The sequence below is a fragment of the Halorubrum lacusprofundi ATCC 49239 genome, from assembly GCF_000022205.1.
Lineage (GTDB): Archaea > Halobacteriota > Halobacteria > Halobacteriales > Haloferacaceae > Halorubrum > Halorubrum lacusprofundi.
Genome location: NC_012029.1, coordinates 854,937 through 870,979 on the forward strand (window position 1 = coordinate 854,937; position 16,043 = coordinate 870,979).

Consider the following 16,043-nt stretch of genomic DNA (forward strand, 5'->3'; position numbering starts at 1 on the left):
TCAGTCGTCCGCCGGCGTCGGCGGCGCGTCCTCCATCGTATCGTTCTCGGCGTACGGGTACCAGGTGCGCTTCGTGTTGTGCATCATCGGGTCCTCGTAGTCGGTCTCCTCGGGCTCGACGAAGGCGTCTAGCTCGTCGTCGTCGTGACGGGCGACGAACGCCCGGAACGACTCGCCCTCGTCGCGCTCGGCCGCGAAGCTATCGATCAGGTTCGCGATCGCGCCCGGAACCTCGTCGACGGGCACGCGCTGGGTGACCCACCGGGCGAACTGCGGGTTCTCGCCGAGCCCGCCGCCGAGGCCCACGTCGAGCGCCTCCACCGGGTCCCCGTCCTTGCGGGTCTTCATCCCGCGCAGGCTCACGTCGGCGATCTGCGGCTGCGCGCACGACGCGGTACACCCCGAGAGGTGGATGTGGAACTCGTCGACGTCGGCGGGGAGGTCGACGTTGACCTTCAGCCAGCGGGCGAACCGGACCTGCCGGTTCTTCGTCTCGACGATCGACAGCGAGCAGAACTCCGTACCGGTACACGCGACCGAGCCGCGCATGAACGGGGAGGGGTCGGGCGAGTAGTGGTCGAGCAGCGGCTCGTCGCGGAAGTCGTCAAGGGCGTCGTCCGGCACGTCGGTGACGATGACGTTCTGGCGCTGCGAGAGCCGGACCTCGCCGGAGCCGTACTCCTCGGCGAGGTCGGCGAGGTTGAGCACGTCGTCAGCACCCATCCGTCCGACGAGCACGTTCAGCCCGACGAAGTTCCGGCCGTCATTCTGGTCGTGGACGCCGATCAGGTCGTTGCGCTCGCCCTCGCCGGCGTTGTAGGTGTACTCCTCGCGAACGTCGCGCCCGGCGGGTTCGAGCTCGAAGTCGACGTACTCCTCCTGAAGCGTCTCGCGAACTTTGTCTGCGCCCCACTCGTCGACGAGGAACTTCACCCGCGCGTTGTACCGGTCCTCGCGGTCGCCGTAGTCGCGGAACAGCGCGGAGAGCCCGCCGGCGACATCTGATACTTGCTCCGGTGGCACCCAGACGTCGATGTCGCGGGCGAGCCGCGGCTCGTTGCGCGCGAGCCCGCCGCCGACGCGGACGTTGAAGCCGACTGCGTCCTCGCTCTCGTCGCCCTCTCCGTCTCCGTCGATCGACTTGTACGCGGGCTCGAACGCGAGGTCGTTGATGTCGCCCTGCCCGGAGCCGTCCGCGGACCCGGTCACGGACACTTTCCACTTCCGGGGGAGGTTCGCGTGGTCGTCGTTTCCCTTGAACGTCTGGTTAAGGTCGCGGATCACCGGCCACGCCTCGACGACCTCCTGTCCGTCCTTGCCGGCGACCGGGTTCCCGACGATGTTCCGCCACGAGTCGCCACACGCCTGCTGCGTCGAGAGGCCGTTCGCGGCGAGCTTCTCGAAGATCGCCGGCACGTCCGAGAGTTCGATCCAGTGGAGCTGGATCGACTGTCGAGTGGTGAAGTCGGCGTACGCGTCGCCGAAGATCGGGTTCGTCCCGGGACCGCGAGCGTACTCGTCGGCGATCTCGCCGATAGTTCGGAGCTGTCCCGGTTCGAGCACGCCGTTCGGGGTCCCGATCCGCATCATAAAGTACCCCTCCTGTCCGTTCCGCTGGTGGTACAGGCCCCACCATTTGAACCGCTCGAACCACGCGTCCCGCTCGTCGTCCGGGATCGAGTCGTACCCCTCCTCGGCGAACTCGAACAAGCGGTCGCGGACCTCTCGCCCGTACGCCTCCGATTTCCAGTTCTCGACGTCCGTTGGCATCGAGAGCCCCTACACCAGACTCCCTCATAGCTGACAGCGTGGTGTCAACCTTCCCCGGTGCTGCACCGATGGGGCATTTGTTGCCGCTTTCCTCAGCGTCGCACGCGGCGGACCGCGGAGCGGTCGAGTTCGGCGAACTCGCCCCCTCGTACCCGCCCGATCGGGACCCATCCGGTCGTTCCCGTTGCCCCGCACGCGATACACTGACCGTAGACCCGCGCCTTCACGGTCGAGCCGTCGACGCCGACCGACTGGAAGTTCTCCACGACCAGATCGGTGAGCGCGCACTCACACAGATCCGGCGCGTCGAGCCGCCACAGTTCGCTGACACGCACTTCCCGGCTGTCGTTGACGGAGATCCACGCCCCGTCGTCGAGGACGCGCAAACGAGTGGTCACACCCCCAATTGGCCCGCAACGGCCCAATGCGTGACGGTGTTCGCAATCGGCGACAGTTTCGATGACGCCCCCAAGATCGGAAAATCGTTGCACTGCGCGGTGGAACCACCCACAGATGCCGTCCGAACTACCGGACGTGAAATCCGGTATCCGAGAGTAGTGGTTCGATTTACATGTGTACCGGTACTTATGGCTCGCGTACCCCTACCTCGGCGTGATGACCGATTCGGTTCCCGACTCCACCGGCGATCGACCCGTCGACGCGGTCGACGACGGCGAGTACCGACAGCACGCGTCCGCGGACGTGGCGCCTGAGCTCTTCGACGACACCCCGGAGGGACGATGACCGAACACGCCGATCCCCAAGCGACCGACGACGAACGAGAAGGCGTCGAGGCCGATCGGCGGGGGGACGACGTGGACGCGGAGGGAGAGACGGACACCGACCCCGACGACGGTACGGGCCACCTCAACGACATCGAGGACGGCGCCGGCTGTACGGAGATTTGGGAACGGCTCTCGGAGCGGCGAGAAGAGTGACACCTCTCGATTGCAGCGTGTTCTGCCCCCGCGAACACCGCGGGACGCCCCTAATCCCCCTTACGACAGGTGCGCAGCGATGTCGGCCTCGGTGATGATTCCGACCGTCTCACCGCCGTCGGTCACCATCACCGCCTTGTAGTGGTCGAGTAAGTTCCGAACCTCGTCGACCGTCGCGCCGGGCGCGACCGTGGGGAACGACTCGCTCATCACATCGCTGACCGGATGGTCGCCCACGTTCTCGCCGGCGTGGACCACGTCGCTCTGACTGATCGAGCCGACAGGCACGCCGTTCTGGAGCACCGGGAGCTGCGAGTACGCCTCCTCTTCCATCAGCTCGACCGCCCCGTGCACCGCGTCGTCGGGCGCGACGCTTATCACCGTCTCGTTCATCAGGTCGCTCGCGCGAACGACTTTCCCTTCCGCCTCTTGGAGCGCGTTGACGATACGCCGAAGCGTCGAGAGTCGCGGATCGACGTCGCCGCCCTCGATCCGCGCGATGAGGGGCTGCGAGACATCGGCGGCGTCCGCCAAATCGCTCTGGGTCAGCTCCAGCGTCGTCCGCCGCTCGCGGAGGTCCTGTGGCGTCGGGAGTTCCATACGCTAAATAACTAGGGGTTATTAGAAAAGGTTTCGGCGGCGACCGATATCGCAACGACGGTCGAATCGGTCGCGTCGTCGCACCGCTCGCGAAATCCTACTCGTCGTCGCGGTCGCCGTCCTCGTCCCCGTCGGTTTCGATGACTTCGATGATCTCAAGCGGAACGTCGCGGAGGGCACCGCCGACCTCGCTCTTCGCGATCCGCTCGGCGTGCTCCTCGCTGTCGGCGTTGAAGATGTCGATCTCCAAGAGGAGTCCGACCAAGGCGGTGTTCGCGGCGAGGAACGCGGCGTCGAACGGCTCGCCGCAGGCCGGACAGCCGGTGACGCCGGGCTCGACCTCGACGTACTGCTTGTCCGTCTCGTTGAGTCGCTTGCCGGCTTCGCTGACCGCGACGCCGATGGCGTCGTCGGTCTCCTTGACGTCACGGACCAACCAGGCTGCTTCCATCGCGACTTCGTAGTTGCTCATACCTGAGTCGACGGGCCGCAGGGTTTCCTTTCTTGTGGTTTGCCTGTGGTCACGAGTCTCGTTCGCACGGCGAAGAGTTAGGTGGTCGACGGGTACCGGAGGCGGCGCTCGCCGCCTACAGCCGGTCGAGGATCGCCGCGGTGACCTCGTCAGTCGTGGCGTCGCCGCCGAGATCGCCGGTCCGCGGGCCGTCGGAGAGGACGCCCTCCACGGCGTCCCGGACTCGCTGGCCCTCCTCGACGTGTCCGAGGTACTCCAGCAGCATGGCGGCCGACAGGATCGCGGCCGTCGGGTTCGCGATTCCCTCGCCCGCGATGTCGGGCGCCGTGCCGTGAACCGGCTCGAACAACGCGTTGTCGTGGCCGACGTTCGCGGACGGGAGGAGGCCGAGCCCGCCGACGAGTCCCGCTGCCAGATCGGAGAGCACGTCGCCTGCGAGGTTCGGACAGACGATCACACCGTACTGAGTCGGGTCAAGCGGGAGCTTCGTCGCGAACGCGTCCATCAGCTCCTCGTCGGCGTCGACGTCGCGTTCGTCGGCGACCGCGAGCACCTCCTCGCGGAACCGGCCGTCCGTCTCGCGCATCACGTTCGCCTTGTGCGCGACGGTGAACCCCTCGTCGGGGTCGCCGGCCGGTCCTCTCCCGTCGTCGACGAACTCGCAGGCGAACTCCGCCAGCTCTCGCGAGGCCGACGAGGTGACGACCCGCGTCAGCGTCGAAAGGTCGTCGCTGAGCCGGTTCTCGTGGCCCGAGTAGACGCCCTCGGTGTTCTCGCGGAGGAAGACCACGTCAGTCTCCGGCTGGAGCGCGTCGACGCCGGGATACGCCTTCGCCGGCCGGATGTTGACGAACGAGTCGACCGCCTCGCGTAGCGGGAGGATGACGTCGGCGGCCGTCTCGCCGGCCGCGCCGAACAGCGTCGCGTCCGCTTCGGCCGCGCGTTCGTACGTCTCCGCTGGGAGCGCTTCTCCCGTCCGCTCTTTCACCGCGTCGCCCGCCTCGGCCTCGACGAACTCGAAGTCGACGGGGAGCGCCTCCAGCACGTCGACGGCGGCCGGAACGACCTCTCGGCCGATCCCGTCGCCCTCGATGACGACGATGTCGTGGCTCACGCCTCGTCCCCCGGAATGTCCTCGGCCGGAACGTACGGCAGCGACCGAGCGGTCTCGCGGACCGCCTCCTCGTTCGCACCCATCAGCGCCGTGGTGTCCCAGACGCCCTCGACGAGCGCCTTCCGCTGGGCGTCGTGGACCGTCGCATCGACGACGGTGTCGCCGTAGGTGATCGTCTCGGCGGCCACGTCGATGTCGACCTCGGCGTTCGGGTTGGCCTCGACGAAGTCCTGCAGCGCCTCGATGTCCTCTTGGTCTGCCGTGACCGTCGGAATACCGAGCGCGAGGCAGTTACCCGCGAAGATCTCCGCGAACGACTCGCCGACGACCGCGTCGATCCCCCAGCGCATCAGCGCCTGCGGGGCGTGCTCACGCGACGAGCCACAGCCGAAGTTGGCGTTGACAACTAGGACGTTCGCGCCCTGGTACTGCTCCTCATTGAACGGGTGGTCCTTCTCGTTGTCGTCGTCGAACCGCTGGTCGAAGAAGGAGAACTGGCCCAGTCCGTCGAAGGTAACTACCTTCATGAACCGCGCCGGGATGATCTGGTCGGTGTCGATGTCGTTGCCTCGGACCGGGATGCCGGTGCCGGAGACCTCGGTGACCTTCTCGGCCGGCGCCTCGCCCTCGCTGAACTCGGGCGAGCTCATACGGTCGCCACCTCCTCCATCTCGCGGACGTCGGTGACCTCGCCGGTCACCGCCGCGGCCGCGACCATGATCGGACTCATCAGCACGGTGCGCCCGTCCTTCGAGCCCTGTCGGCCGACGAAGTTCCGGTTCGACGAGGAGGCGCTCGCCTCGTCGCCCACCAGCTGGTCGTCGTTCATGCCGAGACACATCGAACAGCCGGGCTCGCGCCAGTCGAAGCCGGCCTCGATGAATATCTCGTCTATCCCTTCGGCCTCGGCGGCGTCGCGGACGCGCTGGCTACCGGGGACGACCATCGCGCGCACGTCGTCGTCGACCTCGCGACCCTCGACGAACGCCGCGGCCTCGCGGAGGTCCTTCAGCCGCGCGTTAGTACACGAGCCGAGGAACGCCACGTCGATGTCGTACCCCTCCATCGTGTCGCCGGGCTCGACGCGCATGTGTTTCTGTGCCCGCTTCGCGGTGTCGCGGTCCTCCTCGGGCAGGTCGTCGGGATCCGGGATCGGCTCGGTGATGCCCGCGGTCTGACCGGGCGTGGTCCCCCACGTGACGGTCGGTTCGATCGCCGAGCCGTCGATGGTGACCACGTCGTCGTACTCGGCGTCGGCGTCGCTCCGGATCGACTCCCAGTAGGGTTTCAGCCGCTCGAACTTCTCGGGGTCGTCGGCGAAGGCGTCCGTCTCCGCGAGCCACTCGTAGGTGGTCTCGTCGGGGTTGACGTATCCCGCGCGGGCGCCGCCTTCGATCGACATGTTACAGATGGACATCCGCCCTTCCATCCCGAGGTCCTCGATGGCCTCGCCGGCGTACTCGTAGACGTAGCCGACGCCGCCGTCGGTCCCGAGCTTCCCGATGATCGTCAGGATGACGTCCTTCGCGGTGACGCCCTCGCCGAGCTCGCCCGTGACCTCGATCTTGCGGACCTGCTGTTTCTCCATGGCGATACAGCCCGTCGCGAGCACGTCGCGGATCTGCGAGGTGCCGATGCCGAACGCCAGCGCGCCGAACGCGCCGTGCGTCGACGTGTGCGAGTCGCCACAGACGATCGTCATTCCCGGCTGGGTGAGCCCCTGCTCCGGCCCGATAACGTGGACGATCCCCTGGTTGCCGGAGTCCGGATCGGAAAAGTCGATGCCCGAGCCGCGGACGTTCGCCTCCAGCTCCGCCATCATGTTCTCGGCGGCCTCGTCGCGGTAGGGCCGATCGCGGTTCCCAGTCGGCACAATGTGGTCGACGGTCGCGTGCGTGCGCTCCGGGAACGCCACCTCTTGGTCGCGCTCTTTCAGCATGCCGAACGCCTGCGGGCTGGTGACCTCGTGAACGAGGTGGAGCCCGACGAACAGCTGGTCCTGTCCGGTGGGCAGCTTCGTCACCGTGTGCCGGTCCCACACCTTGTCGTACAGGGTCCCCTCGCTCATCGGGGATCACCTGCGCAGCGCGTGGGTCGCGTGGTCTCGCAGATCCGGTTCGCGTCGCCGCGTCCGCCCATCAGGCGGTCACCTCGGCCGATTCCTCCTCGTCGTCTTCTTCATCTTGCCACGCGAACAGGCCGCGCAGTTCCTCGCCGACGGCCTCGATCTCGTGGTTCTTCTCCGCGGCCCGGAGCTGGGTGTAGGAGGGCCGTCCCGCCTGGTTCTCCGCAATCCATTCGCGGGCGAACTGCCCGTTCTGGACCTTCTCCAGTACTTCTTCCATGTTCTCGCGAGCGTGCTCGTCGACGACCACGTCGCCCTGCGTGAGCCCGCCGTACTCCGCGGTATCGGAGACCGAGTCCCACATGCCGCCGAGCCCGTCTTCGTACATCAGGTCGACGATGAGCTTCAGCTCGTTGAGACACTCGAAGTACGCCATCTCCGGGGAGTAGCCGGCGTCGACGAGCGTCTCGTACCCCTGCTTCACGAGGGAGGTGACGCCGCCACAGAGGACGGCCTGCTCGCCGAACAGGTCGGTCTCGGTCTCCTCGCGGAACGACGTCTCGACGACGCCGGCGCGGGTACAGCCGATCGCGGCCGCGTACGCGAGTCCCTCGTCGTGGGCGTCGCCGGTCGCGTCCTGATACACCGCCAGCAGGCCGGGCGTCCCCTCGTCGTTCTCGTAGTTGCGGCGGACGAGGTGGCCCGGCGACTTCGGTGCGACCATCGTCACGTCGACGTCCTCGGGCGGCTGGATCTGGTTGTAGTGGATGTTGAACCCGTGCGCGAACTGGAGCGTGTCGCCCGCGTCCAGGTTCGGCTCGATGGCGTTCTCGTACACGTCCGGCTGGACCGTGTCGGGCACGAGCACGCTGACGATGTCGGCCTCGGCGACCGCGTCCGCGGGGACCTCTACGCGGAGCCCGTCGCTCTCGGCGGCGTCCCACGAGGAGCTGTCCTCGCGGAGGCCGACGACCACGTCGACCCCGCTGTCGTTGAGGTTCTGCGCGTGCGCGTGGCCCTGCGAGCCGTAGCCGAGCACGGCCACGGTCTTGTGGGCGATCGCTTCGCCGTCGGCGTCTTCGTCGTAGTATACTGTCGAGTTGAACGTCTGTGTGTCGTCTTCGGTCATGTGTATCGTGTGAATTCGCGTGTCAGTCGTCGTGAGTCGTCGGTTCGCCGGCCGTTCCGGGTTTCTCTCCGGGCGCCGTCGGCGTGTTGCCGCGCGCGAGGGCGGTCGGCCCGGTGCGCGCGATCTCGACGATGCCGAACCGCTCGAACGCGCCGATCGCGTTGTCGATGCTGGCGTTGTCGCCGGTAAGCTCGACGGTGATCGTCTCCGGACCGGCGTCGACCGTCCGGCCGTCGTACATCTCCGAGACCGCGTGGACCGCTGCAGGGTCGTCCGCCTGCACCTTGAGCAGGACGAGCTCCGAGGTGACCGCGTCGCCGGAGACCTCGCCGACCGAGATGACCGGCTTTAGCTTCGCCATCTGCTTTTCGATCTGGTCGATGCCGGGGTCCGTCTCCTCGACGACCATGGTGATCCGCGAGTGACCCTCCACGGTCGTCGGGCCGACAGTGAGGCTCTCGATGTTGAACTGTCGGCGGGAGACGAGACCGGAGACGCGCGCGAGCACGCCCGGCTCATCTTCCACCAACGCCGAGATGACTGCGCGGCGAGACTCGTGTTCCGCCTCGACGACCGGGTCGATGCGGATCCCTTCGAGGTTCCGGCGTCCCGTGGGATAGTTGCGCTCCTCGGGGCCGGGCTGTTCGCTCGGCATGGGTCGCGAGTCGGCCTCGGGCACGCCGCCGGACGCGGGGGAGCCGCCATCGGTCGCGGGCCGGGAGTCGGGGGAGTCGCCGCTCATAGCTGGTCCTCCGCGGTGGCGAACTTACCGTTCGCACCGCCGCTCGGCACCATCGGCAGGACGTTCTCCTCGGGATCGACGTGGAAGTCGATCACGGCCGGTCCGTCGTAGTCGAGCGCCTCCTCGACCGCGGGCGCGACCTCGTCGTAGTCGTCGACGCGGAGTCCGAGCGCGCCGAACGCCTCGGCGAGCTTGTCGAACTCGGGCATCCACGTGTAGTCGGAGGCCATGTGACGCCCTTCGTAGAAGGCGTCCTGCCACTGGCGCACCATCCCGATGTACTCGTTGTTGAGCACCGCGATCGTGATATCGAGGTCCTCGCGGACCGCCACCGATAGCTCCTGCATCGTCATTAGGAAGGAACCGTCGCCGTCGAAACACACCACCTCGCGGTCCTGCTCACCCATCGTGTCGGCCGCGACGCGCGCGCCGACCGCGGCGGGCACGCCGTAGCCCATCGTCCCGAGCCCGTGAGAGGAGATCCACGTCCGGGGCTCCGTGTACGTCCAGAACTGGGAGGCCCACATCTGGTGTTGGCCGACGCCGGTCGTCACGATGGTGTCGTAGTCGGTCGCCTCGTCGAATGCCTCGACGACGAACTGCGGCTTCAGCGGCTCGTCTTCCGGGGTCGCGTACGTGAGCGGGTACGTCTCCTTCCACTCGGCGCACCGGTCGCGCCACGCCTCAGCGTCGGGCGCCTCGCGCACCGCCGCGGTCAGCTGCTCGAGGATGCGCTCAGCGTCGCCGATCAGCGGGTAGTCGGCGTAGACGTTCTTCGAAATCTCGGCCGGGTCGATGTCGATGTGGACGACCTCGGCCTCCGGGGCGAACGTGTCGATCCCGCCCGTCAGCCGGTCGTCGAACCGGGTGCCGACCGCGATCAGGCAGTCGGTGTGGGTGATCGCCATGTTGGCGTAGCCGGTGCCGTGCATCCCGCCCCACGAGAGACAGAGGTCGTCGTCCTCGGGGAACGAGCCGATGCCGGGCATCGTCGTCGTCACGGGGATGCCGTACGACCGTGCGAAGGTGCGCGCGGCGTCGCTCGCGTCGGCCTTGATCACGCCGCCGCCGAACAGACACACGGGTCGTTCGGCCGCCTCGATCGCGCGGGCGGCGTCCTCGACCGCATCGGCGTCGGCGTTCGGGTCGGGGTCGGTTCCGGCCGGGGGCGCCGCCGGCCCGGGCGTCTCCTCCGTCTCGGCCTGCGTCACGTCCTTCGGCAGGTCAACGAGCGTCGGCCCGGGACGGCCCGCGCGCGACAGCTCGAACGCCTCGCCGACGGTGTCGCCGACGGTGTCCGCGCCGTTTGCGAAGTAGTTGTGCTTCGTGATCGGACGGGTGACGCCGACCGTGTCGGTCTCTTGGAACGCGTCGTTGCCGACGAACTCGGTGGGCACCTGCCCGGTCAACGCGAGCATCGCGTCGGAGTCCATGTCGGCGTCGGCGATGCCGGTGACGAGGTTCGTCGCGCCCGGTCCCGAGGTCGCCAGACAGAGTCCCGGTTCGCCGGCCACGACGCCGTAGGCGTCGGCGGCGTGGGCGGCGCCCTGCTCGTGGGCCATCGTCACGTGGCGGATCGAGGAGTCGTACAGCGCGTCGTAGACGGGCATGATCGCGCCGCCCTGCACGCCGAAGGCGGTCTCCGCGCCGGCGGCCTCCAGCGCGGCGACGACCGACTCGGCACCGGTCGACACCGGTCCCGTCACGGGACCGTCGGTGTCGCTCGGATCGTCGGTCTCGGCCGCGACCGACTCGTCCGCGTCCGGCGGATCTTTCGGCTCCTCTGCGTCGTCCTCTCGTGGCTGTGCTGCTGTGTCGCTCATTGTCGTGGTGGTGTTCGGTGGTGCATCTCGCGGGTGTGAGATTCGGTCGGTCCGAACGCCGGGTCGCTGGACGAGGAACGGCTCGCCCGTCGGCGTTCATCGATGCGTGGCGTCGGTGAGGAAGGGGTGGTGTAGGGGATTATACCCCTACAATGATCGGCGCGACGGCTCCGGCGACAGCGGCGGTCGTCGGAATCGTGGTGTGCCGTCGCATCTCGGCTCCACCAATGCGGCCGGGGTATAAATCCCTGTCGGGGAGCGGGACCCGCGGACCGGTTCCGGACGGCGGATCGGGCAGGGTGATCGCCCCCTGGCGCCGCGTCCGACGGCGGTCGCTCGGCGGGCTCCCCCTTCAGGGAAGCGGCCATCAGATCCGGACCTCCTCCTCCTCGCGGTCGATGTCTGCCTCCTCGGCGAACCGCTCGACATCGCCGGCAGTCACCTGACGCTTGCCGGAGCCGTACTCCTTGACGCGCTTGGTGATCCGCCGGACCTCGCTGTCCGTCGGGTCGAAGCCGGCCTCCACCAGGTGCTTGCGCACGCTGTGGGTGCCGGTGTGTTTCCCGAGGACGAACTCGCGTTCGGCCCCGACCATCTCGGGAGTCATCACGCCGGTCTCGAACGTGTCGGCGTTCTCGATGACGCCGGCGGCGTGGATGCCCGACTCGTGGGCGAACGCGTTTCGCCCGGTGACGGGCTTGTTCGCCGGCACCGGGATGTCCGAGGCCTCCTCGACGATCCGGGCCAGCTTGGTGATCTGAGTCGTGTCGATGCCGGTGTCGACGCCGTACACCGATTCGACCGCCATCACGACCTCCTCGTAGGCGGCGTTGCCGGCGCGCTCGCCGATCCCGTTGACCGACACCTGCGCCTGCTCCGCGCCGTTCTCGAAGCCCATGACCGCGTTCGCCGCGGCCATCCCGAAGTCGTCGTGGGTGTGCACGTCGACGCGGGCGTCGGTCGCATTGACGACCGCCTTCACCGTCTTCCCGAAGCTGGTCGGCATCGCGACGCCGCACGTGTCCGGGATGTTGATCCAGTCCGTGCCCGCGTCACTGACCGCCTCGACGATCTCTCGCAGGTAGTCGGGGTCGGTCCGCGTCGCGTCCATCGGCGAGAACATGCACTCGACGCCGGCATCTTTCACCTGCTCGACGGCGGCGACGGCGCGCTGTTTCGCCTCTTGCCGGGTCGCGTGCATCGAATCCTCCAGCTGTACGTCGCTGGTGGAGACGAACACGTGGACCATCTCGACGCCGGAGTCGATGGCGGCGTCGATGTCGCCCTCGACGACCCGCGCCAGCCCGCAGACGGTAGTGTTCGTCGCGGCGGCGATGTCGCTCACGGCCTCGAACTCCGCGTCCGAGTTCACCGGGAACCCCGCCTCGATGACGTGGGTGTTCATGTCGTCCAGCGTCGCCGCTATGCGGCGTTTCTCGTCGTAGCTGAACGACGTGCGCGGTGACTGTTCACCGTCTCGTAACGTCGTGTCGAAGATCCGTACAGGACCGATATCGATGTTAGAAGCTATCGTGCCCTGGAAGAACTCGATCCGCCGGGGTGTCCGACGAAGCCTCCGTGATGTCTGTCATCGACTCACAGAAGCACGGTCGAGAACTTAACGCTTGTGCCGATCACAAAAACGACCCGTTTGGGGAGACCTCGTGGTCGAGCAGCGATCTCAAAAACCGCAAGACAGCAACGTGATCATATGGCCTTATATACATTATACACACACCCAGACGATCGGGGTGATGTGGTTTCGGAACCGGGTTCATAAGGCGAATCGACGTTCGTTTCGTTCCGTTCGAAGCCGGCGCGCGGTCGGCCCGTGCCTCAGTTGCTGTTTGCCCACGCAGAGAAACCGCCCTCGATCAGCGTCTCCGCCTGTCGGTCGATGTACTCGCGTTGGGTGTCGTAGACGGCGGTCTCGAAGTCGTCGCCGGCGCCGAGGCGCTCGCGGACGCGGTCCCGCTTCCAACTCGCCGGCGTCGTCCGATTCGCTACCCGCCACCGGAGCGGGGCGAGCCACGCGGCGGCCTCCTCGTCGGGACAGCCCGCGGTCCGGAGGCCCGCTTCGGCGTGGTCGAGGAGATCGGCGTACAGCGCGTCGGTGTCAGTGGTGCGCTCGCCGTCGAGCCCGACCCACTCGATCTCCGCGTCGAGCCCGCCGGCGACCGCGGCGTAGAAGTTGTCGCGGGCGGTCTCCCAGTCGAGCCCGATGACGGGGTGTTCCTGCTGTGGGAGTGCCTGCATCAGCCCCGCAAACGCCGCCTGGAAGGCGATCGAGTCGCGGACGGTCGGTTGCCCCGGAATCGGGCGAAACTCGATCCGGGCGTTGGCGCTCGACCGGCTCGCGCCCTCGAAGACGGGACGAACCCACCGCCAGTAGCTGCCGTGTTTCGTCCGGAACGTCGCGAACTCGTCGTCGAAGCGGTCGGTCCCCTCAGGCTCCGGCATCGGGATCAGCGTCTCGTCGGCGACGATCCGGTCGACCGCGGTCTCGATGTCGTGGAACTCCCGCGGAAATCGGACCTTGCCCTCGTCGGTCCGCGCGTTGAGAACGGACTCGAACACGTGGATCCGATTCTCCGTCGCGCCCTCCGCGAGGACCCGTTCGCCGTCCCATCCCTCGTCGTACAAGTCTGGCGGGAAGAAGGGGGAGTTGACGCCGAGCGCGAGGAGGGGGCCGGCGATCCGGAGGGCGTAGCGGAAGTGCTGCGGCAGGGTGTCGGCCTGCGCAACCTGGTAGTGCGGCTGGATCGAGGTGATGAGACTTTCGGGCATCACCGTATCCGCTGCAAGCGACACCCCGGGCGCCTTGACAACCGTCCCGCGGTGCTCGTCGCCGCCCGTGTTCGCCATCGCGTGGTACCGGACCGCGTCGCTCATGTTGACGGCGACGGTGACCCCGTCGACGTCGACGCTGTCCGTGAGGTACCCGCGGGCCGTCTCACCAGTCGGCGGGATGGTCCAGAGGGCGTCCGAGACGAGCCGCATTCCCTCGACGCCAGCGGTGTTCTCCGCGGCCTCCAGTCGCGCACGGACCTCTGCGAGCTGCGCCCGGAGGCCGTGATCAGAGAGCGGTTGCGGGCTCGTCGACATCTCGGCGTTGTGGAGCCCGAGCTCCTTCTCGAACCCCATCAGCTCCAGCAGACGGCGGGGGACCCGCATCAGGGCGTACTCGCCCGCTCGTGACTCCTCGCTCCACCGCCCGTCGGCGACCGCGTAGAACTCGTACTCGAAGCCCACGATCGACTGGTGGTTGTCGAAGGCGCCGTCGCGGAGCCCCTGTTTGACGATCTCCGCCTCCTCCTCGGCGCGAGCGTCGAACTCTTCGGGGTCGACCGCGAGCGCCTCACGGACCCCGTCGGCGAGGACGGACTCGGTGCTCATGGGACGGTCGACGACTCCGGCCGGTAAAAAGGTCTGCGCCCGATCGGCGGCGTGGAAGCGATCGGCACGCGGCGTGGAGGACTACGCGGACGATCGCGATGCATCTGCGCCGAGATCGACCCGTATCGGGGCGCTTTTGCCGAGCGATCGCCGATTCCGCGCATGGAGTTCGCAGCGTTCGCCGACCGGGCGGAGGAGCTGGCGGCCGAGCCCGCCGACATCGGAACGACTCGCCTCGTCACCGACCTACTCGGGGCCGCCGGGGGAACCGACGAAAACGACGACGATCTCGCGACGGTCACCCGGTTCCTGCTCGGCCGCGTCTTCCCGGCCCACGACACCCGGACGCTTGACGTGGGACCGGCCCTCTGTCGCGAGGCGATCGCCCGCGCCGCCGGGCCGAACGTGACCGCCGACGACGTGGAGGACCGACTGGCCGAGGAAGGCGAGATCGGTGCGGTCGCAGCAGGCTTCGAGTTCGGCGGCCAGCGAGGGCTCGCCGCCTTCGGCGAGGGGCGGGACCGGCTCACCGTCGCCGCGGTCGATGCGGAGCTACGCAGGTTGGCGGCCGCCGCCGGCGACGGTAGCGAGTCCCACAAGCGCGACGCCCTGTTCGGGCTGTTCAACCGGTGTGAGCCTGCCGAGGCGAAGGTTATCGCCCGGCTCGTGCTCGGCGAGATGCGGCTCGGCGTCGGCGAGGGGGCCGTCCGTGACGCGATCGCAGAGGCGTTTCTCGCGGGGAACCCGGAAGGCGACGAACGTGACGAGAGCGACACCGACGACGATCCGATTCTCCGCGCCGGCGACGAGGCGGTCGTAGCCGTCGAGCGCGCGCTTCAGGTGACCAACGACTACGGCCGCGTCGCGGTCCTCGCCCGCGATGAGGGGCTCAACGGGCTGCGCGCTGAGGGGCTGGCGGTCGGCCGACCGGTACAGGCGATGCTCGCGCAGGCCGGGACGGCGACCGACGCGGTCGAGGCGTTCGGCGAGGTCGCCGTCGAGACCAAGTTCGACGGTGCGCGGGTGCAGGTCCACTACGTGCCCGAGTCGGCCGCCGAGGGCGACGACGCTGCTGGCGGCACCGAACTCGGCCCGCGGATCTACTCGCGGAACATGGACGACGTGACCGACGCCCTCCCGGAGGTCGTCGAGTACGTCGAAGCGCGCGTCTCGGTCCCTGTCATCCTCGACGGGGAAGTTGTGGCGGTCGACGACGACGGCGATCCCCTCCCGTTTCAAGAGGTGCTGCGACGCTTCCGGCGAAAACACGACGTTGACCGGATGCGGGAGGAGGTCGGGCTCCGGCTCCACGCGTTCGACTGCCTCCACGCGGACGGCGAGGACCTGCTCGACGAACCGTTCCGCGCCCGCCACGACCGACTCGCCGAGGTTCTGTCCGACGCGGCCGCGAGCGTCGAATTCGCGGGCGATCCGGCGGCGATCGAGGCGGCGGAGGCGGCCGCGCTCGGCGCGGGCCACGAGGGCGTGATGCTGAAGAATCCCGAGGCGGCGTACACTCCGGGTAACCGCGGTCGCGACTGGCTGAAGCGCAAGCCCGACGTGGAGACGCTCGACGCGGTCGTGGTCGGCGCGGAGTGGGGCGAGGGGCGCCGAGCGGAGCTGTTCGGGACGTTCCTGCTCGGCGTGCGGGCGGGAGACGACGAACTCGCCACAATCGGCAAGGTCGCGACCGGACTCACCGACGAGGAGCTCGCCGACCTCACCGAGCGGCTGGAGCCCCACGTGGTGAGTGAGGACGGAACCGAGATCGAAATCCGCCCTGAGGTCGTCCTCGAAGTCGGGTACGAGGAGATCCAGACCTCGCCGACCTACTCGTCGGGCTACGCCCTTCGATTCCCGCGGTTCGTCGGCGTGCGCGACGACAAGTCGGTCGATGACGCCGACTCATTGGAGCGCGTCGTGCGCCTCGCCGGGGATGAGAAGTGACACAGAGCCGATAGCCACCCTCAAGAATATCGCGGCCGAATATCTGT

15 protein-coding genes are annotated in these 16,043 nt (G+C 68.0%); 3 read left to right on the forward strand and 12 right to left on the reverse strand.

Translation table 11 applies throughout. The features are described 5' to 3' along the window. Positions 1 to 1,770: a nitrite/sulfite reductase gene (locus tag HLAC_RS04280; RefSeq protein ID WP_015909613.1), complete on the reverse strand. Its 1,770-nt coding sequence runs from the start codon at positions 1,768 to 1,770 to the stop codon at positions 1 to 3. Positions 1,771 to 1,862: 92 nt separating this feature from the next. After that, entirely contained in the window at positions 1,863 to 2,168 is a 306-nt protein-coding gene (locus HLAC_RS04285; protein WP_015909614.1) for a DUF8134 family protein, read from the reverse strand. A 175-nt stretch (positions 2,169 to 2,343) separates the two neighbouring features. Here HLAC_RS04285 and HLAC_RS18705 point away from each other — a divergent pair, with 175 nt between their 5' ends. Both HLAC_RS18705 and HLAC_RS04290 read left to right on the forward strand, forming a co-directional pair. Continuing rightward, positions 2,344 to 2,514, forward strand: coding sequence for a hypothetical protein (locus HLAC_RS18705; RefSeq protein ID WP_015909615.1), 171 nt, complete (start codon positions 2,344 to 2,346; stop codon positions 2,512 to 2,514). Beyond that, complete coding sequence (locus tag HLAC_RS04290) at positions 2,511 to 2,708, forward strand: hypothetical protein (protein WP_015909616.1); 198 nt, start codon at positions 2,511 to 2,513, stop codon at positions 2,706 to 2,708. Before HLAC_RS18705 ends, HLAC_RS04290 begins: the two co-directional genes overlap by 4 nt. Before the next feature lie 60 nt (positions 2,709 to 2,768). Here HLAC_RS04290 and HLAC_RS04295 read toward each other — a convergent pair whose 3' ends face one another. The 10 genes from HLAC_RS04295 to HLAC_RS04340 all read right to left on the reverse strand — a co-directional run bounded on the left by HLAC_RS04295 (position 2,769) and on the right by HLAC_RS04340 (position 14,049). Next, complete coding sequence (locus HLAC_RS04295) at positions 2,769 to 3,308, reverse strand: CBS domain-containing protein (protein ID WP_015909617.1); 540 nt, start codon at positions 3,306 to 3,308, stop codon at positions 2,769 to 2,771. Positions 3,309 to 3,405: 97 nt separating this feature from the next. Then, on the reverse strand, positions 3,406 to 3,780 hold the full coding sequence (locus HLAC_RS04300; protein ID WP_015909618.1) for a DUF555 domain-containing protein: 375 nt from the start codon (positions 3,778 to 3,780) through the stop codon (positions 3,406 to 3,408). Positions 3,781 to 3,895: 115 nt separating this feature from the next. Beyond that, positions 3,896 to 4,894: an isocitrate/isopropylmalate family dehydrogenase gene (locus HLAC_RS04305; protein WP_015909619.1), complete on the reverse strand. Its 999-nt coding sequence runs from the start codon at positions 4,892 to 4,894 to the stop codon at positions 3,896 to 3,898. Beyond that, positions 4,891 to 5,544, reverse strand: a complete 654-nt coding sequence (gene leuD / locus HLAC_RS04310; protein ID WP_015909620.1) for a 3-isopropylmalate dehydratase small subunit — start codon at positions 5,542 to 5,544, stop codon at positions 4,891 to 4,893. The genes HLAC_RS04305 and leuD overlap by 4 nt, the downstream gene beginning before the upstream one ends. Further along, positions 5,541 to 6,962, reverse strand: coding sequence for a 3-isopropylmalate dehydratase large subunit (gene leuC, locus HLAC_RS04315; protein ID WP_015909621.1), 1,422 nt, complete (start codon positions 6,960 to 6,962; stop codon positions 5,541 to 5,543). The genes leuD and leuC overlap by 4 nt, the downstream gene beginning before the upstream one ends. A gap of 70 nt (positions 6,963 to 7,032) precedes the next feature. Next, positions 7,033 to 8,088: a ketol-acid reductoisomerase gene (ilvC, locus tag HLAC_RS04320; RefSeq protein ID WP_015909622.1), complete on the reverse strand. Its 1,056-nt coding sequence runs from the start codon at positions 8,086 to 8,088 to the stop codon at positions 7,033 to 7,035. Between the two features lie 22 nt (positions 8,089 to 8,110). Beyond that, the gene (gene ilvN, locus HLAC_RS04325) at positions 8,111 to 8,830 is read right to left on the reverse strand and encodes an acetolactate synthase small subunit (protein ID WP_015909623.1); all 720 of its coding nucleotides are present in this window, start codon (positions 8,828 to 8,830) and stop codon (positions 8,111 to 8,113) included. Then, entirely contained in the window at positions 8,827 to 10,653 is a 1,827-nt protein-coding gene (ilvB, locus tag HLAC_RS04330; RefSeq protein ID WP_015909624.1) for a biosynthetic-type acetolactate synthase large subunit, read from the reverse strand. The genes ilvN and ilvB overlap by 4 nt, the downstream gene beginning before the upstream one ends. A gap of 367 nt (positions 10,654 to 11,020) precedes the next feature. Further along, positions 11,021 to 12,205: a LeuA family protein gene (locus HLAC_RS04335; protein WP_170933350.1), complete on the reverse strand. Its 1,185-nt coding sequence runs from the start codon at positions 12,203 to 12,205 to the stop codon at positions 11,021 to 11,023. 284 nt (positions 12,206 to 12,489) lie between these two features. Continuing rightward, positions 12,490 to 14,049: a glutamate-cysteine ligase family protein gene (locus HLAC_RS04340; RefSeq protein WP_015909626.1), complete on the reverse strand. Its 1,560-nt coding sequence runs from the start codon at positions 14,047 to 14,049 to the stop codon at positions 12,490 to 12,492. A 162-nt stretch (positions 14,050 to 14,211) separates the two neighbouring features. Between HLAC_RS04340 and ligA the strand changes: the two genes are divergently transcribed. After that, a complete protein-coding gene (gene ligA, locus HLAC_RS04345; RefSeq protein ID WP_015909627.1) occupies positions 14,212 to 15,996 on the forward strand; it encodes an ATP-dependent DNA ligase LigA in 1,785 nt (594 codons plus the stop codon). Positions 15,997 to 16,043 lie beyond the last annotated feature (47 nt).